At 66.5% G+C, this 21,510-nt stretch carries 18 protein-coding genes; 6 read left to right on the forward strand and 12 right to left on the reverse strand.

What is annotated here, in order from left to right:
• Positions 1-86: 86 nt before the first annotated feature.
• The 6 genes from NQK35_RS07550 to NQK35_RS07575 form a co-directional block, all read right to left on the reverse strand.
• Positions 87-605, reverse strand: coding sequence for a DUF4853 domain-containing protein (locus NQK35_RS07550; RefSeq protein ID WP_048741819.1), 519 nt, complete (start codon positions 603-605; stop codon positions 87-89).
• Between the two features lie 80 nt (positions 606-685).
• Complete coding sequence (locus NQK35_RS07555; RefSeq protein ID WP_257113753.1) at positions 686-2,305, reverse strand: alpha/beta hydrolase family protein; 1,620 nt, start codon at positions 2,303-2,305, stop codon at positions 686-688.
• Positions 2,302-2,889, reverse strand: a complete 588-nt coding sequence (locus NQK35_RS07560) for a hypothetical protein (protein WP_257113754.1) — start codon at positions 2,887-2,889, stop codon at positions 2,302-2,304. Before NQK35_RS07560 ends, NQK35_RS07555 begins: the two co-directional genes overlap by 4 nt.
• A gap of 342 nt (positions 2,890-3,231) precedes the next feature.
• Positions 3,232-3,753, reverse strand: coding sequence for a DUF4853 domain-containing protein (locus tag NQK35_RS07565; protein ID WP_257113755.1), 522 nt, complete (start codon positions 3,751-3,753; stop codon positions 3,232-3,234).
• Positions 3,754-3,833: 80 nt separating this feature from the next.
• Positions 3,834-5,420 (reverse strand): alpha/beta hydrolase family protein, encoded by a 1,587-nt coding sequence (locus tag NQK35_RS07570; RefSeq protein ID WP_257113756.1) that lies wholly within the window; start codon positions 5,418-5,420, stop codon positions 3,834-3,836.
• A complete protein-coding gene (locus tag NQK35_RS07575) occupies positions 5,417-6,082 on the reverse strand; it encodes a hypothetical protein (protein ID WP_257113757.1) in 666 nt (221 codons plus the stop codon). Before NQK35_RS07575 ends, NQK35_RS07570 begins: the two co-directional genes overlap by 4 nt.
• A gap of 227 nt (positions 6,083-6,309) precedes the next feature.
• Between NQK35_RS07575 and NQK35_RS07580 the strand changes: the two genes are divergently transcribed.
• The 5 genes from NQK35_RS07580 to NQK35_RS07600 all read left to right on the forward strand — a co-directional run bounded on the left by NQK35_RS07580 (position 6,310) and on the right by NQK35_RS07600 (position 13,010).
• Positions 6,310-7,644 carry a hypothetical protein gene (locus tag NQK35_RS07580; RefSeq protein ID WP_257113758.1) on the forward strand — a complete coding sequence of 445 codons (1,335 nt, stop codon included), beginning with the start codon at positions 6,310-6,312 and terminating at the stop codon, positions 7,642-7,644.
• On the forward strand, positions 7,641-8,936 hold the full coding sequence (locus tag NQK35_RS07585) for a hypothetical protein (RefSeq protein ID WP_257113759.1): 1,296 nt from the start codon (positions 7,641-7,643) through the stop codon (positions 8,934-8,936). The genes NQK35_RS07580 and NQK35_RS07585 overlap by 4 nt, the downstream gene beginning before the upstream one ends.
• A complete protein-coding gene (locus NQK35_RS07590; protein ID WP_257113760.1) occupies positions 8,929-10,416 on the forward strand; it encodes a multicopper oxidase domain-containing protein in 1,488 nt (495 codons plus the stop codon). The genes NQK35_RS07585 and NQK35_RS07590 overlap by 8 nt, the downstream gene beginning before the upstream one ends.
• 80 nt (positions 10,417-10,496) lie before the next feature.
• Positions 10,497-11,714, forward strand: coding sequence for an MFS transporter (locus NQK35_RS07595; RefSeq protein WP_257113761.1), 1,218 nt, complete (start codon positions 10,497-10,499; stop codon positions 11,712-11,714).
• Between the two features lie 48 nt (positions 11,715-11,762).
• Positions 11,763-13,010 carry an App1 family protein gene (locus tag NQK35_RS07600; protein ID WP_009212992.1) on the forward strand — a complete coding sequence of 416 codons (1,248 nt, stop codon included), beginning with the start codon at positions 11,763-11,765 and terminating at the stop codon, positions 13,008-13,010.
• Positions 13,011-13,038: 28 nt separating this feature from the next.
• Here the strand turns inward: NQK35_RS07600 and NQK35_RS07605 are convergent, their stop codons facing one another.
• Positions 13,039-13,653, reverse strand: coding sequence for a LytR C-terminal domain-containing protein (locus NQK35_RS07605; protein ID WP_048742172.1), 615 nt, complete (start codon positions 13,651-13,653; stop codon positions 13,039-13,041).
• Between the two features lie 191 nt (positions 13,654-13,844).
• Between NQK35_RS07605 and NQK35_RS07610 the strand changes: the two genes are divergently transcribed.
• Positions 13,845-14,993, forward strand: coding sequence for an acyl-CoA dehydrogenase family protein (locus NQK35_RS07610; RefSeq protein ID WP_257113762.1), 1,149 nt, complete (start codon positions 13,845-13,847; stop codon positions 14,991-14,993).
• A 142-nt stretch (positions 14,994-15,135) separates the two neighbouring features.
• Here the strand turns inward: NQK35_RS07610 and NQK35_RS07615 are convergent, their stop codons facing one another.
• From NQK35_RS07615 to NQK35_RS07635, 5 genes are all read right to left on the reverse strand, one after another.
• Entirely contained in the window at positions 15,136-16,377 is a 1,242-nt protein-coding gene (locus NQK35_RS07615; RefSeq protein ID WP_257113763.1) for a variant leucine-rich repeat-containing protein, read from the reverse strand.
• A gap of 117 nt (positions 16,378-16,494) precedes the next feature.
• On the reverse strand, positions 16,495-17,169 hold the full coding sequence (locus NQK35_RS07620; RefSeq protein WP_009212988.1) for an anaerobic ribonucleoside-triphosphate reductase activating protein: 675 nt from the start codon (positions 17,167-17,169) through the stop codon (positions 16,495-16,497).
• A 133-nt stretch (positions 17,170-17,302) separates the two neighbouring features.
• Complete coding sequence (locus NQK35_RS07625; RefSeq protein ID WP_257113764.1) at positions 17,303-19,168, reverse strand: ribonucleoside triphosphate reductase; 1,866 nt, start codon at positions 19,166-19,168, stop codon at positions 17,303-17,305.
• 504 nt (positions 19,169-19,672) lie between these two features.
• Positions 19,673-20,197, reverse strand: coding sequence for a hypothetical protein (locus NQK35_RS07630; RefSeq protein ID WP_257113765.1), 525 nt, complete (start codon positions 20,195-20,197; stop codon positions 19,673-19,675).
• A gap of 169 nt (positions 20,198-20,366) precedes the next feature.
• A complete protein-coding gene (locus NQK35_RS07635; RefSeq protein WP_009212985.1) occupies positions 20,367-21,437 on the reverse strand; it encodes a phosphatase PAP2 family protein in 1,071 nt (356 codons plus the stop codon).
• Positions 21,438-21,510 lie beyond the last annotated feature (73 nt).

Below are 21,510 nucleotides of genomic sequence, written 5' to 3' on the forward strand. Positions count from 1 at the left end.
CGCTGCCCGCTCACGCGGGCTGCGCGAAGGGGGCGGCGCTCGTGCGAGCGCCGCCCCCGTCTAGCAGCTGCGTGAGAGAACGTCCGTCAGGACTGCTTCCCCGCCGCGACGTCAGCCAACCACTCGGGCGCGCGTCCAGGGATCTCCGCCAGGGCCTGCGGATCAGAGGACGTGCCATCGCTGCGCAGGTAACCCGTGTAGTAGCTAGTCGAGGTCAGCCAGTTTTCAGCGACCATCACTGTTACGACGGCACCGTAACGCTCACTCGTCCACACGAAGAGAAGATCTGTCGTTCCATCATTGTCTGTGTACGTACGTTCCCGACATACGAAACCAAGAGGCTCAAGCTCGCCAGCAAATACAGCACGGACGCGAACAGAATCATGCTCATCGAAATCGTAGGCCCGCGACATCAATGAGTAGAGTTTTTGGTCTCCGACGGGATGCTCATAAATGAAATCATTGCCTCTGTAATTCCTGTAGTTCTCACGCGTCAACAGCTCATTACGAGCGCGAATGATCGCCGGCTCCACGTCGCGCTTGAACGTCTCGATTGACTCGAGGGATTTGGCTCGCGCCAGATCTGATCTCTGTTCCGGATTCAAACCGCTTCCTCCTCCAAACGGTACGCACGCGGCGCACACAGCTACTAGAACAACTGCGAGGGCTCCGATCAATGAGCGCCTCACTTCTTACCCCGCCCCGCAATGACTCGGGAGATATCTTCATTGGCTTCGCTGAACTGGGCGAAGTATCCATTGTGCTTCTGGAAGGGGTAGATCATCGATTTGTCAACCCCATTCTCGCCGACGTCGCCGGAGAGGTGGTTGTAGCCCTTCATCGTGGCAGGGTTCTTTCCGAAGCGCCAGTCGTCGCCCACACCCTGAACCATGTCCTGCTTGTAGTCCGTGGCGCTCACCCAAGCGTGCCCCTCGGGAACCCTAAACTCAGACACATCCTGGGCGCCGGAGCCCGGCGAGCCGAACTGGATGAGCTCATCAACGACGCCCGGATTGACCTGCGTGAGCGCGATACCAGCGGTCGTCGACCCATAGGAGTGCCCAGCGACGCTGATGTGCGCGTCACCCGCTCCACGCTCGCGCGACGCACCGAGGCCGTTGAGGAAGCCGGATAGATTCTTTGCTCCTTTCTCCGCGTAGCTAATGTTCGTAACCTCGGCAAGGTCCTGCGGTGCCTCGTATCCGAGGTATGACACCATCGCAACACTCTCGCCCCTGGCGTACCTCTCGGCAGCTTCAGCCATAACCCCAGCATCGCGGTCATACTTGTCCAGGTTTGTCGCGACGTTCGTGTACAGACCGGGAACGAGAACACCGATGTGGTCAGCCGTATCGACGTTGCCCCGGGCGACGGCAGCGGTGACGTGCTTGCCCGAGGTGTCCAGGCTCAAGAGCTGGCGTTGTGTTCCGTCTCCCTTCGGCTCGGGACTCTCCATTTCGAGCGTTTTACTAATGTTCTCGAGCGCCGTCACGCGCTCTTGAACGAGCTCGAGCTCCTGACGCTCGCGCCGCGACGGGTGCGGGCCGTAACGCTGCTTGAGACGCTCAAGCTTCTTCTGTTCCCTCTTGGTGGCATCATCCAGGTAAATTCGGTTCGCCTTGTCGCGCGACGTGCCATCCACGCCGTTCAGGTTCCCGATTTCCTTCGGGTGGGCCTTGATCATCTGATCTTTTTCGGCGTCGCTGAGCGAGGACCACCACTCGGCAACTTCCTTCTCGGTGGCGTTGGCGGGCGGCAGCTTCAGATTCTTACGCGGAGCGCGCGCCGCACTCGCCGTGCCGTTGGCATGTGCCTGCCCGCCGGAACTCAAGGCGGAGATCTTGCTCTGCGTCGCCTGGACGAGTTCGTCTGCACTCTTCATGATCGACGACACCCTGTCGGCCACGGCCTTCATGTTCTTCTTGATCGTGGCCGCCTCCGTTGGCGAAACTCGCCGCGGACCGACATAGTGAACAGACCCGTCCGCTTCGATATGCAGCGAGTGGTTGGCGGCGGCGCCGTCAAGGCTCCTGGCCGACTCGCCGATCTGGTTGGTTCCCCCGGCTGCTTCGCCAACGATCGATGCGAGCGCCTTCAGGTTGCTTGCCTGTTTCCTCATCGCAGCAACGTTTCGACGCAGCGCCTGCTGGGCGGCGGTCACGGTCTTGCCGGAACCCGACAGGCCGTTGGCCTGCGCCTCAAGCTGCTCGCTCGCGCTTGTCAAGGACTTCGCGTCGCGCTCGTAGTTCTGGGACTGCTCAAAGAGCGCAGAACCCTCCCACTGAAGAAGGTCAGACCACCTCATCGCTTCGCCACCCCTCCCAACTCGGAGCTAAATGGCTTGGGCACCGCCTTGATTCCCTTGCCTCCCACCGGGGGGAAGGTTGGGGTGAGCGTGAACGGTCGAGGAACCCACGGCTTGTCAGGCTCGGGCTCGGAGCGCGGCGGATGCTGAACGGGATTCGAATCCCTCAGCCCCCGTCCGTCTCCGCGTTTTCTCAGGCGGAAGGGACCGATGTACTCCCAGCCGCCGTCGGCAACCCCGCCGCGGCTGTGGCCGACAGCCACCCGGTTGGCGCGACCATAGTGCCCCGCCATGATGGACCCAATGAGCTGGCCGTTCTCGTCCTCGGCGGCGACGAAGTCACGCTCGGCTGCCTCCAGGGAGTCGGCTGCTTCCTCAAGGCCTCTCGCGTTGTGCATGGCCTCGTCGGCGATCTTCTCCTCGGCGCCCTGCATGACGGACGACAACGGCGTGCCAGGCATGGCGGACGCAAAAGCCTTGGCGCCCCCCTCCGGGCGCGCCGAGCGGACGGCCTCGGCCGCCTCTCGGGAAGTCGCTGCGAGGCGAGGGAACTCGCCCGCAACGAATGACAGGTCGCTCATCATCGACTCCATTGGTTTACGTGAATACTTGCCGGGACAGGCACAATGTTACCGGATGGACACGTTCGGGGCGGCCACTACATCGACGCCATACCTCCCCCGTCTCACGGCCTTACGACACTGGCTCCACCCCTACCATGACCGCCACGGACCTCCCAACGACGTCCCCTCACGACGCCCACGACCCCACACCTACCGGATGCCTCGCCTCCTCGACACGGCGATCATCCGCGGCGGCGTCAGCGCCCCCTCAAGCCGGTTGCACGAGGGGGGTGGTGCTCGATCGAGCATCACCCCCCTGAGCGTGTCGGCCCCGCTTGTCACGGGGATCCGAGAGCCTCCGGCTTAGCTGCTGCGGGCACTCGAGCACGCCGCGGTGAACCAGGCGGGCACGCGGTCCGGCAGGTCCGCCAGCACCGTCGGATCCGCGCCGGATCCGTCGCTGCGCAGCTCACCCGTGTAGTAGTTGAAGGACGTGAGCCAGGACTGCGACACCAGGAAGTGGACGGTGACGCCGTAGCGCTCGCTCGTCCACGCCAGGACCGTGTCCGTGGTTCCGCCCTCACCCTCGTAGGCGTCCTGTCGGCACTCGAAGCCGAGGGGTGACAGGGCCGCGTCGAAGACAGCGCGCACGCGGGCGGGATCGTGCTCGTCGAAGCGGTGGGTGCGCGAGACCATGGTGTACAGGCACTCCTGTCCCAGGGTCATGCGACTAATCGTGTCGTTCATGCTGTACGCACGGTAGTTGTCGCGCGTGAGCAGCTGGTCGCGCGCGCGAACGATCACGGGCTCCACATCCCGCTGGAAGACCTCGATCGACTCAAACGATGCGGCCAGCTCCAGCCTTTCCTTCTCTTCCGGGTTCATACCTTTTCCTCCTTCTGAGGACGCACAGAATGCTGCCATCATCGCGGCGACGGCGGCAGGGATGGCGGCCGTCGGGTGGCCTACTTCGGTTCCTTGCCCGCGATGACTCTCGAGATGTCATCGAGAGCCGGACTGCCCTCGTTGAAGTACCCAGAGTGGCGCCCAATAGGACCGTAATAGCCGTCTTGACCGACATCTCCAGAGATGTGCTTGTAACCCGGCATCGTGTCGGGATTCTTTCCGAACCTACCGTCGTCACCAAACCCCTGGACCATATCGTCCCAGTAACGCGCTGCACCGACATAGGCGTGCCCCTTCGGAATGTTGAACTCCGAGACATCCTGGACGCCCGATCCTGGAGAACCGATTTGAACGCTGTCGTCGGCGACGCCCGGCGGGATCTTCGTCAACGCCATACCCACCGTCGTCGACCCAAAGGAGTGACCGACGGGGGTAATGTGCGCGTCGCCGGCACCGTGCTCGCGGGAGGCGTCCAGGCCGGTGAGGAATCCGGCCAGCCGGTCTGACCCGGTCTTCGCATAGTTGATATCCACAACCTCCTCGACCCCCTGGGGGGCTCGATAGTCCATGTAGGTAACGACCGCAACGCTTTGCCCGTTGGAGTGCTTCTCGGCGTTCTCACGCATAAGTCCCGACACCGAGTCGTAGTAGTCCAGGTTATCGGCGAGGTTCGAACGCATGCCCGGGACGTTCACCGCGACATGGTCGGCCGTGTCAATGTTGCCCTGCGTGACGGCTGCAAGAACATCTCGCTCGGAGGAATCGAAGCAGACGAGCTGCCGCTGGATACCGTCTTTACCTGACTTATCAAGAACCTTTTCGACGTTCTCCATCTGAGTGATGCGTTTCCGCGTCTGTCTTATGTCCAGAAGCTTCTGGGGAGTTGGGAAACGCCGAGCATCCTCTTCTTGATCTTTGAGCTTCTGTCGCTCTGCCTTGAGATCCTCGGCCAGGTTGTTGCGGTTTGCCTTATCCCGCCAGGTTGCCTCTACGCCGTTCAGGTTCCCGATCTCCCTCGAGTGGCGTCTGATCATCTCCTTCTTCTCGGCGTCGGTGAGCGAGGACCACCACTTGGCGACCTCGTCCGGGCTGGCCCCCTTGGGGGGCAGCTTCATACGGTCGAGCCGAGAACCCCCGCCCCCACTAGTCTGAGGCTTCCCACCCGATTCCACCGCGGCGATGTTCTTCTGAATGTCCTTGACGAGCTCGTCGGCCTCAAACTTGATCAGGGAGACAGTGTCAGCAACGGCCGCCATGTTCGTCATGATCTGGGTACCACCGATAAGTGACCCCGCCTTCTTCCCGACGTAGTCAACGGATCCGTCGGCTCCGATCTTGATCGACTTGTCGGCCGCGTCTTGGTCGAGCTTCCTGGCAGCTTTGCCTATCTCGTCGGCTCCCTTAGCGGCGTCACCGGAGATGGTGGCGAGCGAATGCAGGCTCTCTGCCTGCTTTCTCATCTCCTCGACGTTCTTGCGCAGCGCCTGCTGGGCGGCGGTCACCGTCTGGCCGGAACCCGACAGGCCGTTTGCCCGGTCGCTCAGGTCTTCGCTCGCGTTTGTCACGGCCCGCGCTTGCTGCTCATACACCTGGGCCTGCTGGGACAGCGGGTTACCCTCCCACTGGAGAAGATCTGACCAGTTCATAGGTTGACCACCCCGCCGAGTTCTTCGCTAAAGGGCTTCGCCTCAACCTTTGCTCCCCCGGTATAGGGCTTTGCTTGGACGCCACCGCCCCCGTCGTAGGGGCGGCCACCATCGGCGGAGCCACCCTTTCCATAGCTATGTCCCACTCCAGGACTCCCAAAACTCACATCATCACCCGCGGAGCCACCCTTTCCATAGCTATGTCCCACTCCAGGACTCCCAAAACTCACATCATCACCCGCGGAGCCACCCTTGCCGTAGCTGTGTCCCACTCCGGGGCTCCCAAAGCTCACTTCATCGCCGCCGGAGCCGACCCTCGCCCTGCCGTAGCTGTGTCCCGTCGCAGTGCTGGCACCGCCCTGCTCGGACATGATGGAGCCGATGAGCTGCCCGTTCTCCTCCTCGGCAGCGATGAAGTCACGCTCGGAAGACTCCAGGGAGTCTGCGGCCTGATCGAGATCTTTCGCATTGTCCATGCTCCGGTCGGCGATCTTCTCCTCGGCCCCCTGCATGTCGGAGGACAGCGGCGTGCCGGGCATCGCGGAGGCGAATGCGCTACCTCCCCCCTCTGGTCGCGCCGAGCGGACGGCCTCGGCCGCCTCCCGGGAAGTCGAGGCAAGGCCTGGGAACTCGCCCGCGACGAATGACAGGTCGCTCATCATTCACTCCAATTGTTCGAAACTCTCGACTGACGGCTCGCGTAATGTTACCGGATGGACATGTTTTGAGCATCCAGACGTCCGACCAGCGACGCCCCCCTTGACAATGCGCCCCGCAACACAATTTCACTGAACCCACCCCTAGAAAAGTCCCGCCCGGGCAGATAACGTGGCACTATCCCCCGGGTGGACCTCACACCGGCAGCCCGCCAACCCCCAGGAGACCCGACATGAGCGAGTCGACTCGGCCCCCCAATAGGGCCACGCGCCCCGATGAAACCCCCGCGAACCCCGCGGCACATGCGCCGCGCACGGCGCCCGCGATCCCGGCCCTGCCCGTCGGACGCCTGGCCTTCCTCGCCCTGGCCGGAGCAGCCCTGCTCGCCGGCCTGGACGCCTCCCTCGTGCGCCTGGGCGCCCTGGCGCCGGTCCCCTCAGCCTCTCTCGGGTCGATCCACGGGCTCCTCATGATCTACGGCTTCCTGGGTACTGCGATAGGCCTGGAGCGCGCGGTCGCGTTGCAGTCGGACGGGCGACGCATCTGGGCGTACGCGGCCCCCCTGCTGACGGGAGCCGGCGGCGTGAGCGCGATCGTCGTCGCGCTGAACCCAGCGGTCAGGAATGCCCTGTCGGGCCTTCCGATCCCGCGCCTCGCAGCCGCACACCTGACCGGATTCGCGCCGGAACGAATGATGCCGGGATTCCTCATGACGGCGGGAATGACGACCCTGGCGAGCATCTACTGCTACGTGTGGTCACGCAGGCAGGCGAGCCACGCCGTGCTCATCCAGTTGCTGGGGGCGCTCATCGGTCTGGGCGGCATACTGCTGTGGTGGCGCGGGGTCGACACCCCTCGGGTGGTCACGTGGTGGCTCGCGTTCCTCGTCGTCACCATCGTCGGCGAACGCGTCGAGTTGGCGCGCCTCGCGTTCGCCACGGGCTCGACGCAGCGTCGCATCACGGTCGAGTGCGCGGCGCTCATGGTCGGCCTTGCGCTCGCCCTCTTCGCGCCCTTTCTGGGCTACCCGTTGATCGGCGCGTCCCTGGGCATCCTCGTCGCGGACACCGCGTGGCACGACGTGGCCAGGGGCACCGTGCGCACGTCGGGGCTCCCCCGACTGGCGGGGGCGTGCATGCTCAGCGGCTACGGGTGGGCGCTCGTTCCATCCATCCTGTGGGTGGTCGCACCGCCCGCCTTCGACGGCTACGGCTACGACGCCTCGGTCCACGCGATCACGATCGGCTTCGTGGTCTCGATGCTTCTGGCTCACGCTCCCGTGATCATCCCCGCGGTTGCACGCCGCGAGGTTCCCTACCACTGGGCGATGTGGGTACCCTTCGTGTTCCTGCAGCTATCGCTGGCCCTGCGGCTGCTGGCGGGCGCACGCAAGGCGGATTTCCCGTGGCGCCTGGGCGGCACCCTCGCCGTCATGGGGATGCTGCTCTTCGTGGGGACCACGCTCGCCCTCACCATTCGTCGCGCCCGGGCGGCGTCGCGGGAGCTCCGCCTCGCCCGCGAAGCCCTCTCCTCCGCTCCCCGCTCCGCCCCCGGGGAGGAAGCGTGAAGAAACCTCGTGTGGCCCGCACGGATCGCCTGACCACGGTGTGGCTGTGCCTCGCGACCGGCGCTGCTGCGGTGACGATCGTCGCGCGCGGCCTCATCCCTCAGAACCTGTGGACCACGATTCACCTCGTGACGCTGGGAGTGCTCTCCAACGGGATCTTCCAGTGGTCCTGGTACTTCGTGCGAGCCCTGGCTCACCTGGGCCCGGCGGAGAGCAGGGCAGGGCGCGATAACACCGTGCGCATCGCGGTCTTCAACGCCTCTCTCGTTGCCCTGATCGCCGGGATGTGGGCGGGAGCATGGGTGGTAACGGTCGCCGGAGCGAGCGCGGTAGGTATCGTTGCATCCTGGCACGGATACGCGCTGCTAAGCGCATCACGCGAGCGTCTGGCCTCCCGCTTTGCGGTGATCATCCGCTACTACATCGCGGCCGCGTTCTTCCTCGTTGTCGGAGCCATCCTCGCGGGCCTCGTCACGGTGGCGATGTTTGACCCCGGGGCACCCGACTGGCTCACGTCCGCGCGCGACCGGTTGACGGTTGCGCACGCGATGGCGGGAGTCGCGGGGTGGGTTGGCCTGACAATGGGCGGAACCATGGTCACGCTCGGCCCCACCGCCATGCGCACGCGCATGGACCCGGCGGCGGTCTCCTTCGCGACAACCGCACTGCCCCTATGGGTCGCGGGCCTGGTTGCCTCGGAGGTGGGAGCCCTCATCGGATCCATGAGGATTGCCTCCCTGGGTCTGCTGATCGTGATCGGTGCGGCAGCGCTCGGCGTGGGTGTTCCACTGGGACGCGCCGCCTGTGCCAAGGGCCCCTCGGAGTACGGGGCTTGGTCTCTCGTCCTGGGCGGCGCATGGATTCTCGTCGCAGGAGCGGGCGCCTGCCTGCACGCCTTTGAAGCGGGGGACGCATCCGCGTTGCGCGCCGCATTCCTGCCGTGGCTGCCGATCCTGGGTGCGGCGGGCCTCGGCCAGGTGTTCGTGGGCGCGCTGGCCTACATGATGCCCGTCGTCATCGGCGGCGGCCCCTCCGCGGTTCGGGTCGGCATCGCGGTTCTCGAGGCCGGAGCCCCCATCCGCGAGGCAAGCCGCAACATCGCCGCAGTCTTCGCATTGTCCGTCGCATCCCTGGCCGGCGCGCAGGCGCTGCGCCTGACAATAGCCGCGTGGGTTGTCCTGCTCTCCACCTACGTCATCGATATCGTCCTCATGGCCCGCTGCGGCGTGGCCCAGGCGCGCGCCAAGCGGGCCGCCTCATCCCCCTCACAGCAAGGAGTCCGCCGTGGCTGACCTCACCCTCTCCTCGTCTCCGTCGCCCCGCAGCGATGCCCCGAAGGAGTCTTCCGCAAGACCGACCCTCAAGGCGCGCGTCAGCCCTGCGGGCGACCACGCGCCCGTGAACAGGACAGCCGGGGCGATCGTCGGCGTCGTCTCGGTCGTTGCTCTCGCGCTGGCGGTCTTCCTGTCCTCCCCCTCGGCCACCACCGCCCAGGAGGGAGCGACGGTACCGGGCGCCTCGTCCGTGACCGCGACCGGGCACACGACGCGCGTCGCTGTGGGCGTCGAGGGAATGTCCTTCACCCCGAACCACATCGAGGTCCCCGTCGGGGATCGCCTGATCGTCGACTTCACGAACTCCGGGGATCAGCGTCACGACCTCGTGTTCGAGTCGGGTGTCACCTCCGGTTCGCTCGCCACCGGGGAAACGAAGGAACTGGACCTGGGGATCGTATCGGGGGACATGGAGGGTTGGTGCTCGTTGCCCGGCCACCGCCAGGCGGGCATGACGATCCACGTGCAGGCCGTCGGCGCCTCATCGCCGGGATCCTCCTCCACGCCCGCGCCGTCCACTCACTCCCACGATCACGGCCACGGCGCCTCGTCGGGTCCCGCGAGCCCAACCGAGCTGACCGACTACGCCGCGACGATCGACGCACGCGACCCGGTCCTGCCGCCAGCCACAAACGAGACCGAGCGCCACTACACGTTCACCGTCACCGAGCAGACCGCGCGCGTCACCGACTCCCTGACGCGCGAGACGTGGACGTTCAACGGTGATGCGCCGGGGCCGATCTTGCGCGGCCACGTCGGAGACACCTTCCACATCACTCTTGTCAACAACGGTACGATGAGCCATTCTCTGGACTTCCACGCGGGCCTGGTCGCCCCCGACAACGTCATGCGCTCGATCGAGCCGGGGCAGAGCCTGGACTACACCTTCGTCGCAAAGAACGCCGGAATCTGGCTCTACCACTGCTCGACCGCCCCCATGTCGATGCACATCGCCAACGGCATGTTCGGCGCCGTCATCATCGACCCGACCGACCTGGATGGCGTTGACCGCGAGTACGTCATGATCGCCTCCGAGCTCTACCTGGGCGGCGACGGGCAGAGCGCCGACGCCTCGCTCCTGTCGGCGCTGCAACCCAATGCGATGGCGTTCAACGGCGTGCCCTTCCAGTACAAGGCGCACCCCATCGAAGTCAAGACCGGTGAGCGCGTGCGCGTGTGGGTCATGGACGCGGGCCCCAACCTGGCAACCACCTTCCACGTGGTGGGCACCCAGTTCGACACGGTCTGGCGCGAGGGCGCCTACGTGATCCGGGGCGGCGGCAGCGGCGGCGGTTGGGGTCAGGTGCTCGCCCTCGGGGCCGCTGAAGGCGGCTTCGTGGAGTTCACCCCCGTCGAGGCCGGGCACTACTCCTTCGTCAACCATGCGCTGTCTCTGGCCGAGAAGGGGCAGGTTGGGGTCTTCGAGGTGAGCGACTGACGGCAGGGCGCCGCCCGGCGGTGTGCGAACGCCACATTCCCAGCCCGCACCCGCCGATTCTCCAGCGGTAGAATGAGCGGATGCTCGGCACCTATCTCGACATTCTGCGCTACCGGGACGCCTGGAAATTTTCCGCGGCTGGACTTGTGCTGCGTCTGCCCATGTCGATGGTCGGATTGTCAACCATCCTGATGGTGCGCGCCGAGTACGGCAACTACACCCTCGCGGGCGCCGTCTCCGCCGTCAACATCGTCGTCATGGCGATCTGCGCACCGCTCCTGGCGCGCCTCGTGGACCGCCACGGACAGCTGCGCGTCATGGGCCCCGCGTGGATCGTCTCCACCCTGTCGATGTGTGCGCTCGTCACCGCCGTCATCATGCACGCACCCGAGTGGCTGCTCTTCATCCCGGCAGCCCTCGCCGGCGCCACGTGGGGAGCGCCCGGCGCGCTCGTGCGCTCGCGCTGGTCAACGATCCTGCGCAAGCCCGGCCAACTCACGACGGCCTACGCCCTCGAGTCCGCCGTTGACGAGTTCGTCTACATCGTCGGCCCCGTGCTCTCCACCGTTCTCGGCACAGCCGTGCACCCCGCCAGCGGACTCGTCATTTCGATCACCAGCCTCGCGGTCGGGGGCGCCCTCTTCCTGTCGCGTCGATCCTCCGAACCCGCGATCATTCCCCACGACCCGGATGCACCCCGCGAGTCCGTCATCCGCAAACCCGTCGTCCTTGTCATGGCCGCGACCTACATCGGCATGGGCATGACGTTTGGCGCGATGGAAGTGTCGATGGTCAGCTTCACCGAGGAGCGAGGCGCGCCCGCGCTCGGCGGGATCCTCCTGGCGATCTTTTCGATCGGATCGCTGGCGGCCGCACTCGTGTACGGAGCTCGCACGTGGCGACGTCCCACCTGGCAACTCTTCGCGATGGGTGTCGTCGCAATGGCGCTGGGAATGAGCGCCTTCCCCTTCGCCCTCAACCTGTGGGCGATGACGGTCGTCATCCTCATCACGGGCGTCACCTGCGCGCCCACGATGACGAACGTCAACGTCATCATCCAGAAGTCAGTCCCGGCCGGGAAACTCACCGAGGGATTGACCTGGATGTCGACCTCGATCAATCTGGGCACCTCGCTGGGAACCGCCATCGCCGGTCCGGCAATCGACGCGGTGGGCGCGCGCGGCGGCCTCTACACCATGGCCGGAGCCGGATGGGCGATGGTCCTCCTCATGCTCATCGGACTGCGTACCCTGCGCACGACCGATGCCGCCCCCACCCCCAGGCTTCCGCTCGACTGACTTCCCTGCCCTCCGACGGTTCTTGCGCCGCGGGGGGTGGGAAGCCCTATGATTGGCCTAATGCGTTTGCGACCACCACTCATCGACGACGAATCTCCCTCGCTCGCACTGGCCCTCACGGCCGGCGCGGGCGAGCTGGCGTCAACGCTGCTCGTCGCGGCCATGTCGAAGGGCTGGTACTACCCGGGAGTCGTCGGATTCGGTGGGATCGGGTCCCAGCGCAGCGCCCGAATCCTCGGCCGGGTTCTCATGGCGCGCGGCGACGACGGACGCTCCTGGTTGCAAACACGGCGGGGCTGGCGCCAGTTTTTCAACGCGCAGGTTCCCCGCCAGCCGGTTCTCGTCACGGTTGGTCGGGCCCGCAGGCTCGCATTTGCGGACCGCGGCGGCTTCGTCGATATGACGATCCTGGGCCACGGCCTGACGCCCGGCTGGCACGACGCGACGATTCAGGTTCTGCATGCCGGTGACGTTCGCGCCCTGGGCATGTCAGAGGACACCGCCGCCAAGCTCGCGGCCACCTTACGTACCGCTACCCCCCTGCCCGCCCCCGCCTCGGCGATGCACGAGCGTCCCCGCAAGGGACGTATCCGCGCCGGGCGTCCGGCCTGCGTACGCGTGCGCATCGTCTCCGACCAGGAGCGATTCGGCGTCGTCTCCGACATTGACGACACCGTCATGGTCTCGATGCTGCCGCGCCTTGTGACGGCAGCCAAGCACGCGTTCGTCGACCGCGTCTCCTCCCGTGAAGCGGTCCCCGGCATGGCCCACCTGCTGACGACGCTGACCACCGCCTCCGCCTCCTCCGAGGACGTCCCCCCGGGCGTTCACTCGCCCATCATGTACCTGTCGACCGGGGCGTGGAACGTCGTGCCCACCGTTCGTTCGTTCCTGGAGCGCAGCGGCTACCCGGCGGGCGGATTCCTCATGACGGACTTCGGCCCCTCAAACACGGGATGGTTCCGTTCCGGCCCCGAGCACAAGCGCCGGGAGCTGCGCCGCCTGGCGCGCATGTTCCCGCAGATGCGCTGGCTCCTCGTGGGCGACGACGGGCAGCGCGACCCCGAGATCTACGCCGAGTTCGCGCGAGACTTCCCGCGCAACGTCGCCGGAATCGCGATTCGTTCACTGTCCGAAATCGAGCAATTCATGGCGCACGGCAGCTTCGAGGCGATGGTCCCGGACGCCCTGTGGACCGTTCCCGAGGGCGTGCCCGTCTGGTACGGATCCGACGGGGAGGCGCTGCTTCACAATATCCGAGGCCGCGGCACGGTGGGGCCCCTCACGCCACACTGACGCGCCCGCCGGGCGCTGGACGCGTGGACTACTTGTCGTGCGTGCCCGACATCGGCAGGCACTTGGTGGGCTGTTCAACCGAATCTGAGGACTTCAAGACGCGCTGAACGTCCTCGGCGCTCATCGCCCCGTCGTAGAAGGTGCCGAGTTCGACCTTCACTGACGAGTCCGTCGCGTCGCTGAGACGCACACGCGCACCCGGGAAGAAGCGGGCAACCGAGTATGCCGCGTCGACCGCCGAGGCTCCCGCCGTGATGCGCACCTTGCCCGTGTACTCGACCTCCGCGTTGTCGGGTTCTTGCATCTGGAATCCCGCGGTCGCCAGCATGTCCGAGGCCTTGCTGGCCAGGCCCGCATGCTGCGTGGTGTTGATGACGGTGACGCTGATCTGGGAGGGGGGCACCGGCTTAGCGCTCTGGGTCGGGCACGGCACGTCGCCGACCTCCGCGTACTTGATCTTCTCCGAGAAGCCGTTGCCGAAAGGAATGGGCAGGAGCCCGGTGAACACCAGAGCCGCCAACACCGCGGCCACGATCATCGCGACGCCGATGATGGAGAACGTCGTGTTCTGACGCTGTTGCCGCTCGCGCAGGAAACGCTCGCGCGGAGTCAGGGCGGGGTGGGGCGCGTTCGGAGTACTCACAACCCCACCCTAGCTAATGGGGGTGCTCCGCGGCCAGGGGGCGCTCCGTCGCACGTGTGACATCTCGCCCACGCGCCGAGGTCGGCGTACAGTAAGGGCACCCTCACATGCGACTGATTCCCGTCGGCCCCGTCCAAGTCCGCGCACGGGACCGAGGCGTTGCCCCACACACAATCCGAAAGAGGCAGACATTGAGCTTCCTGACACCCGACCTGCGCTCCCGCATCCACGAGCGCGCCGGCCTCGCCGACGCCGCCAACACCTACCCGGCGGAGGACCTCGCGGACCTGAGCGCGGCCGGCTACCTCCGCGCTTTCGTTCCGGTCGAGTTCGGTGGCGCGGGGCTGACGCTCGCCGAGATCGCCGCCGAGCAGACGGCGCTGGCCAAGGCGGCTCCCGGCACGGCACTGGGCATCAACATGCATCAGATCATCGTGGGTCTCGGTCGCTACCTGGTCGCCCACGGCAACGCGCGAGGCGAGCAGATCCTGCGCGACGCGGCCGCCGGCGAGGTCTTCGGCTTCGGCATCTCCGAACCCGGCAACGACCTCGTTCTCTTCGGCTCCACGACGCGCGCGACCGCGAACGAAGCGGGGGGATACTCCTTCGAGGGAACCAAGATCTTCACGTCCCTGTCCCCCGTGTGGACGCGTCTGCTCGTCTTCGGGCGGGCCGAGACCGAGGAGGGCCCCAAGTCCGTGTTCGGAATCGTCCACCGGGGCGATCCAGGCTATACGATCAAGGACGACTGGGACACCCTGGGGATGCGCGCCACCCAGTCCATGACGACCCTCCTGCAGGGCGTGGAAGTACCCGCGGAGCGCATTCTCACGGTGACGGATCCCGGCCCCAGCACCGACCCGGTCATCTTCGGGATCTTCTCCCACTTCGAGATCCTGCTGGCCGCCACCTACCAGGGCGTGGGCGAGCGCGCCGTCGAGGTGGCGGCCGAGCACGTCGCAACGAGGCGGTCGGTCAAGAACCAGGCGACGTACTCCAATGACCCGGACATCCGGTGGCGCATCGCCGAGGCCGCCCTGCTGATGAACGCGGTCGGCCCCCAGATTCGCGAGCTCGCACGCGACATCGACGCGGGCGTGGACCGCGGTCGCTCCTGGATGCCGCAGCTGTCCGCCGCGAAGAACGCGGCGGCCGAGGCCACGCTGCGCGCCGTCGAGCAGGCGATGCGCGCGTGCGGGGGCAGCGCCTACTACAACACGCACGAACTCTCGCGCCTGTACCGAGACGCGCTCGCCGGCCTCTTCCAGCCCTCCGATCAGGAGTCACTCCACGCCGCGTGGGCGAACCTGATCCTGGGCCCCATCGAGAAGGCCGAGTAGGCGTCCGGGGACGAGGCACCGGCTGGGTGGGGCCGGGGAGCCGGCGCCGCGCGGGACGGGAACGGCCGACCCCGGGCGTCGTCGGGACAGACAGGGAGGCGGGCCCCGAGTCTCCTCGGGGCCCGCCTCGCGTGACTGCCACCTACTGGTTCCAGCGGAACTTATCGGGGCTGATCTCGCCCGTCGAGCCGGTCATCCATCCGCCGCGCGCCAGCGCGAAGGACTGGCCGCTCTTCGTGTTCCAGCAGCTGATCCCGTCCTGGGTGGAATGGCAGGCGTAGTCGCCCTTGGCGGCCGCCGCCCCGTATGCGAGAGCGTTGCCGCCCGAGGGCGCCCGGTTCGCGCAGGACTGGGCTGCCTTGTCCTTCGTCGCCGACAGGACGCCGACCTGATTGCTGGGGCACGAGCTGTAGCCGTCATCGGCCCAGTCAGACTCGCTGATACCGCAGCTGACGCCGTCGGCGCTGAAGGAGCAGGTGATGTTGCCCGACGGGGAGGAGAAGGAGTCCACGGCTAGCGCGCCGGCCGGGGCCGGATACTTGGCGGGTTCCTCGGAACTGGCGCTCGGCGAGGGCGACGCGTCCGTTGCCGTTGAGGTCGGCGACGGACTCGCATTGGCCCCGGGGGTGGGCCCCTCGTAGCCGCGCGTGAACACGTAGATGACGAATCCGAGGAGGATCACCGCGATCACGCCAAGAATGGTGAGGACGATGGCCATGACGGAGATGCCGCGGCGTCCGCCCGATTCGGTCTCCTCCGCCGACGTTCCCTGTTGCGCCGTGGGCTGGACCTGATAGGAGGCTCCCGCCCCCGGATACGCCTGCGGCATGTTCTGGGGGCGTGCGGGACCGGATGCGCTCGGGTAGGCGCTCCCGACGGAGGCGGCTGGGTAGGCCGCGGTTGCCTGGGCATCGTTTGGCGCTTTGCTCCCCATGATGGACTGGCGCTGCACCTGCGCGACGACCTGTTCGCGAGCGTCCACCTGCGGGACGGGCGCGCTGGAGCCGACGACCGCGGAGTATGGCGTGGTCCTCTCCACCTGGGAGTAGGAGTTGACGCCGCCCTGACCCAGGACGTACATGCCGGACTCGGAGGTTCGGATCGAGGAACCCGCGACCGCACCCGACACGTCGCCGTGCATGACGAGGTACCCGTTGGAGTCGATGTATCCGTCGTAGTCGTCGCGCGCCTCAAGGGCGGCGTTGACGGCCGGGTCGTTGAACTGGTGCAGCCAGTCGAGGAGACCGCGATAGGCGTGCGGGTGCGCGGCGACAGCTGGGCGCAACTCGGGGTAGCGATAGGCCAGCTGGCGCAGTGCCTCAGCGTCGGTCGATGGATCCTGGGCTGCCGCCGCAGGGTTGTCGAAATGCAGCTCTTCTGCCATCGCTACTCCAAGATTCAACGGTCATGCAGTTGTTACACCATACCGCGCCCGCACGTCGCAGGCGAAAATTTACCTTGTGCATTTTCCACCATGCGGCGCTGTCACTTGACAAAACACTCATGAACCGCCTCGAAACACGAAGCTGTCAAAACCGAGGTTGTCAATGTCTTCCGCGAGCGCGCGCACCTGGTCGTCCCAGCCGGGCCTGGTGGAGACAAATCCCGCCGGGGTGCCGACCTCGCGCGCCTGCTGAAGGGCGAAACATCTAACGCCCAGATCCCGGGCGGCGCGCGCCACGTCGAGGCCGTCACGCGGGCCGTCGGGGTAGACGGTGAGTCTCACCTCGTGGTCCACGTCGGGGTGGGCAAGGAGGATCTCGAGGGAGGACCACGCCTTCTCTCCCGCTCCCACGCGCCCGGCCACCGCCTCGTAGTGGTCGGGCATGGCCTTCAGGTCGATGCCGACCCAGTCGACGAGGCCCTCGTCCAGCAGGTTCGCGAGGCGCCCCGGGTAGGGCCCGGCGGTGTGCAGGCCCACCGCGAAGCCGAGTTCGCGCACGCGCGCCATCCCCGAGGCCAAGGCGATCTGCCGGGTGGCCTCGCCGCCGGAGAACACGACCCCATCGAGGAGGCCTCGCCTGCGCGCGAGAAGTTCTTCGAGGGAGGACCACGCGACCACTCCGGGGATGCGCGGGTCAATGATCGCGCTGTTATGGCAGTACGGACATGCCCAGGGGCAGCCCTGCAAGAACAGGGAGGCGACGAATTTACCGGGCCAGTCGACGGTCGACATGGGCACCAGGCCGGCGATCTGCAGATCCTGCGGCCCCCATGCCTTCCCGGGGGCTGCCCCGCGTGCCTCGCCCGAGGCCTTGGGGGGCGTCGGGGGAGATGCTGGGCAGCCGCCCTGGGCAGACCTGCTCACGTCAGCGTCTTCCCGCCGGGGGGAATGCGCTGACGAGTTCACCGTGCGAGTCGGCGGCCTGTTCGGAGAACATCCGACGCTCGTGGTACTCGCCCTTCTTGCCGATGTTGAAGGACTGAACGGGACGGAAGTATCCCATGACTCGTGTCCACACCTCGCAGGCCTGCGGCTCGTCACCCGGGTGGGCCGCGGCACACTTGTCGCAGGTGAGGTGTTCTCCCGCCAGGTATCCGTGGACCGGGCAGATCGAGAAAGTCGGGGTGATCGTGATGTAGGGGACCTTGAAGGCGGTGAGGGATCGGCGCACCATCTCCTTGCAGGCCGCTCCGGAAGAGACGCGCTCCCCCATGTACAGGTGCAGGACCGTTCCGCCCGTGTACTTGCCCTGGAGGATCTCCTGGTCTTCGAGGGCCTGGAAGGGGTCATCGGTGTAGGCGACGGGAAGCTGGGAGGAGTTCGTGTAGTAGGGTTCGGCCTCGGTTCCTGCCTGGATGATGTCGGCGAAGCGCTTGCGATCCTCCTTGGCAAAGCGATAGGTGGTGCCCTCGGCGGGCGTGGCCTCAAGGTTGTACATGTGGCCGGTCGCCTCTTGCAGCTCGACCATTCGCTCGCGCACGCGGTCGAGGATTCGCACGCACAGGTCGAAGCCCCGCGGGTCCGTGAGGTCGTAGGCGTCGTCGCTGAAATTGCGCACCATCTCGTTCATGCCGTTGACGCCGATGGTGGAGAAGTGGTTGTCCAGCGTCCCCAGGTAGCGCTTGGAGTAGGGGAAGAGGCCGTGGTCCATGTGGAACTGGATGGTCTCGCGCTTGATCTCGAGGGACTGGGAGGCCAGGTCGATGAGGCGGTCCATCTGGGCAACGAGGCCTGCCTCGTCACCCTTGTAGAGGTAGCCGAGGCGCGCCATGTTGAGCGTGACGACACCGATGGATCCGGTCAGCTCGGCTGACCCGAAGAGGCCGTTGCCTCGTTTGAGCAGCTCGCGCAGGTCCAGCTGAAGGCGGCAGCACATGGAGCGGATCATGTGCGGATCCAGGTCGGAGTTGATGAAGTTCTGGAAGTAGGGAAGCCCATACTTGGCGGTCATCTCGAAGAGGGCGTCAACGTTCTCACCCTTCCAATCGAAGTCGGGGGTGATGTTGTAGGTGGGGATGGGGAACGTGAAGACACGTCCGTCGGCGTCTCCACCGGTCATGACCTCGATGAACGCGCGGTTGATGAGGTCCATCTCACGCTGCAGGTCCCCATAGGTGAAGTCAACGATCTCGTCACCGATCATGGGGTGCTCGTCGGCGAGGTCGTCGGGGCACGTCCAGTCGAAGGTGAGGTTGGTGAAGGGGCACTGGCTCCCCCAGCGGGAGGGAACGTTGAGGTTGTAGATGAGTTCCTGCATGCACTGGACGATCTGTTCGTAGGTCATGTCGTCGAGACGCACGAAGGGGGCCATGTACGTATCGAAGGAGGAGAATGCCTGAGCGCCCGCCCACTCGTTTTGGAGCGTGCCCAGGAAGTTGACGATCTGGCCGCACGCCGAGGAGAAGTGGCGGGGAGGGGCGGAGGCGATGGCCCCGCCGACACCGTTGAAGCCCTCCTGGATGAGGCGCTTGAGCGACCAGCCCGCGCAGTATCCGGCGAACATGTCCAGGTCGTGGATGTGGTAGTCGCCGCTGCGGTGCGGCGCCGCGATCTCGGGCGTATAGACGTGCTCGAGCCAGTAGTTGGCGACGATCTTGCCCGCCGAGTTCAGGATCAGCCCCCCGAGCGAGTACCCCTGGTTCGCGTTGGCGTTGACACGCCAATCGGAGCGGTCCAGGTACTCCTCCACGGTTGCGATGGCATCGACGTCATAACGGGGTGCGCTGGTCATGGCCCCTCTCCTGTCTGGCTTCTTCTGTGACTGATGTATGCCCCGGCGCGAGGTGATCCGCGCTCGCTTGCGCGGGCGAAGCACCGGGAGCTGGGGTTGCGCTGCGGCTTGTTCGGCGCGTCGACACGTGGCGGCGTTGCTTCTCGTCGCGCGGCATTCGTGGCATCGTGGGCGGTGGCGGCGCTACCGTCCCATCGGGTCGACGCCTCTCGATGGAGGAAAGGCGCCCGCACGAACACTAGATGTAGTGCTTGGGTCGAACATGAGCCACTGTATCTAGTATCGGTCGGGTAGTACAGAGGCGGCCCGCGCGTCGCGGGTTCCCTTCGCCACGTCGACGCCTCCCCCGCATTTTCCTAGGACCAACATCCTGTCATCGTCGACGGGCGGCAGCGCTCCGTGAGGGCGGCGGGCGAGCGCGCACACACCTCGCGCGAGAGGCGACCGGCATCGGGCACGCCGCGACGTACGCGTGAGCGCGATGGCCGCGCCACCAGCGAAGAGTCAGACGAGGAAGGGAAGCTTCTTCACCACGGAGAGTTTCTTCCACCGCGCCCCGAGTCCCAGCGTATCCCCGGCGCTCGTGAGGGGAATGAGCGCCAGGACCATCGCATAGACAAGATGCTGACTGACCACGGGATTGAGCGAACCCCACACCCAGGGCGCGGTCGCCGCGTACATGAAGCCCATCATGATGACCCCACCGACTCCCGCCAGGCGCGTGCAGACCCCAAGGATGAGCGCCACCCCGATTCCCAGCAGGCTCGCCATGAACACCCAGTCAACCGCCGGAACGGCAAGGGCCTGGAAGAAAGAGGCAAGCGGCTTACCCCCCGTCGCGCCCGTCAGGAAGCTCTGGGCCGGCGTGCCCCCGTTGATCCAGGCGCGCGACGGGCCGGTAGGAAAGTGGAGGCCGAAGGTCTTGTCCAGGAAACCCCACAGGAAGACGAAGCCAACGGCGATGCGCATCAGGCCCAGGAGGATGCGGGCGGGAGCGGAGGTCACAACGGCGGAAGATGGGCCAGGCATGTCGATTCCTTCGTCTCGTGGCGGCGTCGGTCGTCGGCGAGGCCGGACCGCGGCCCCGTCCGATAGAGCCGTGCAGGCCGGTCGCCACGACCCATTATCCACCGTCTGCGGCCCGCAACACGACCCCACCGGCGTCCATTGCCGCGGGCGGACCCCACTAGAACGCGGCCTACTCGCCCGCCAGGCGGTCGACCTCGTGCATGACGAGCCCGCACACGGCGCTCACCCACGCGACGGCAGCGACTCCCAGGACCAGCGACCGCCACGGTCGAATCTGCAGGAAGTCCTCGAATCCGTAGCCCGAACCGGGCGAGGCCGCAGACATGCTGAAGCCCCACAGCCCGGCCACCGTCGCGACAAGGGCTAGAGCGAGAAGCCCCAGGCTGATCCACGCCATGATTCTCTGCACGTGTACTCCGTGCCGGGGGCGCCGCTCGATGGGAGACAGGGCGAGGGCCCACGCACCCGCGATAAGGACGGCCGTGATGACGTCAGCGGGCCTGTGCCACCCCTCCATCATGACGGACACGCCCATGAGCGCGGTCCACGCCCACCCGAGCCAGGCGGACGGGCTGCGCGAGAGCTTGGGCGCGACGACCACGAGAGCCAGGGAGATCGTGACAGCAACCGTGGTGTGTCCCGACGGGAGGGAGTTCCCGGCGCCGGTTGTGACACCCAGGTTCGGGCGGGTCAGGATGTAGTCCTTGAGGATCTGGGTCGTTATGTTGGCGCCGATGACGGCGCCGAGGGCGCGCCCCGCGAGCGTGGGACGCCGACGAGCCGCGGCGACCAGGGCAACCGCGGCGCCCGCGATCACCATGACGGGCACGGACACCAGCCCGGTGATGAGCATGGAGAAGCCCTCGTAGTGGCGGGCCGAACGCATCGTGCCCTCCATGAGGATCGTGTCGACGACCTGCCCGGGCGCGGTCGCCAGGGCGAGGTGCGCGATGAGTGCCGTCAGGACCAGGCAGGTCACGACGCCTCCGAGGCGCCGGGCGAGCTGGCGACGATACCACGCATCGGAGGTCAGGGAAGGGGAAGCGGGTGCGCCCGGCGCGGCTCGGGACGGTTCGGGCTGAGCGGCGCCGGCGCTCCGGTCTCCCGCCTCGGCCCCGCCGCGCCCGCGGGCATTGGCGCCGCCGCTCGACGAGGAGCGGGGGCGCGCGGGCCGAGAACTCTTCGTGTAGGACTCGTCGACGGAGGGGTCGGAGGGCAGGGCGAGATTCGGGTCGTCCACGGTGTCCTCCGTTCGCGTCGATGGTCGTTCCCCACCCACTGTAGTGGAGCGGAAGAGGTGTTCGCGGATTTAA

This window comes from Schaalia odontolytica (assembly GCF_024584435.1).
In the GTDB taxonomy this organism is placed as follows: domain Bacteria; phylum Actinomycetota; class Actinomycetes; order Actinomycetales; family Actinomycetaceae; genus Pauljensenia.

Excerpts from the sequence above, each read along its gene's own strand:
- NQK35_RS07630 (WP_257113765.1), bottom strand. The coding sequence starts at position 20,197 with ATGCCTGGCCCATCTTCCGCCGTTGTGACCTCCGCTCCCGCCCGCATC.
- NQK35_RS07625 (WP_257113764.1), bottom strand. The coding sequence starts at position 19,168 with ATGACCAGCGCACCCCGTTATGACGTCGATGCCATCGCAACCGTGGAG.
- NQK35_RS07560 (WP_257113754.1), bottom strand. The coding sequence starts at position 2,889 with ATGATGAGCGACCTGTCATTCGTTGCGGGCGAGTTCCCTCGCCTCGCA.
- NQK35_RS07555 (WP_257113753.1), bottom strand. The coding sequence starts at position 2,305 with ATGAGGTGGTCTGACCTTCTTCAGTGGGAGGGTTCTGCGCTCTTTGAG.
- NQK35_RS07615 (WP_257113763.1), bottom strand. The coding sequence starts at position 16,377 with ATGGCAGAAGAGCTGCATTTCGACAACCCTGCGGCGGCAGCCCAGGAT.
- NQK35_RS07575 (WP_257113757.1), bottom strand. The coding sequence starts at position 6,082 with ATGATGAGCGACCTGTCATTCGTCGCGGGCGAGTTCCCAGGCCTTGCC.
- NQK35_RS07620 (WP_009212988.1), bottom strand. The coding sequence starts at position 17,169 with ATGTCGACCGTCGACTGGCCCGGTAAATTCGTCGCCTCCCTGTTCTTG.
- NQK35_RS07580 (WP_257113758.1), top strand. The coding sequence starts at position 6,310 with ATGAGCGAGTCGACTCGGCCCCCCAATAGGGCCACGCGCCCCGATGAA.
- NQK35_RS07570 (WP_257113756.1), bottom strand. The coding sequence starts at position 5,420 with ATGAACTGGTCAGATCTTCTCCAGTGGGAGGGTAACCCGCTGTCCCAG.
- NQK35_RS07595 (WP_257113761.1), top strand. The coding sequence starts at position 10,497 with ATGCTCGGCACCTATCTCGACATTCTGCGCTACCGGGACGCCTGGAAA.
- NQK35_RS07565 (WP_257113755.1), bottom strand. The coding sequence starts at position 3,753 with ATGAACCCGGAAGAGAAGGAAAGGCTGGAGCTGGCCGCATCGTTTGAG.
- NQK35_RS07600 (WP_009212992.1), top strand. The coding sequence starts at position 11,763 with ATGATTGGCCTAATGCGTTTGCGACCACCACTCATCGACGACGAATCT.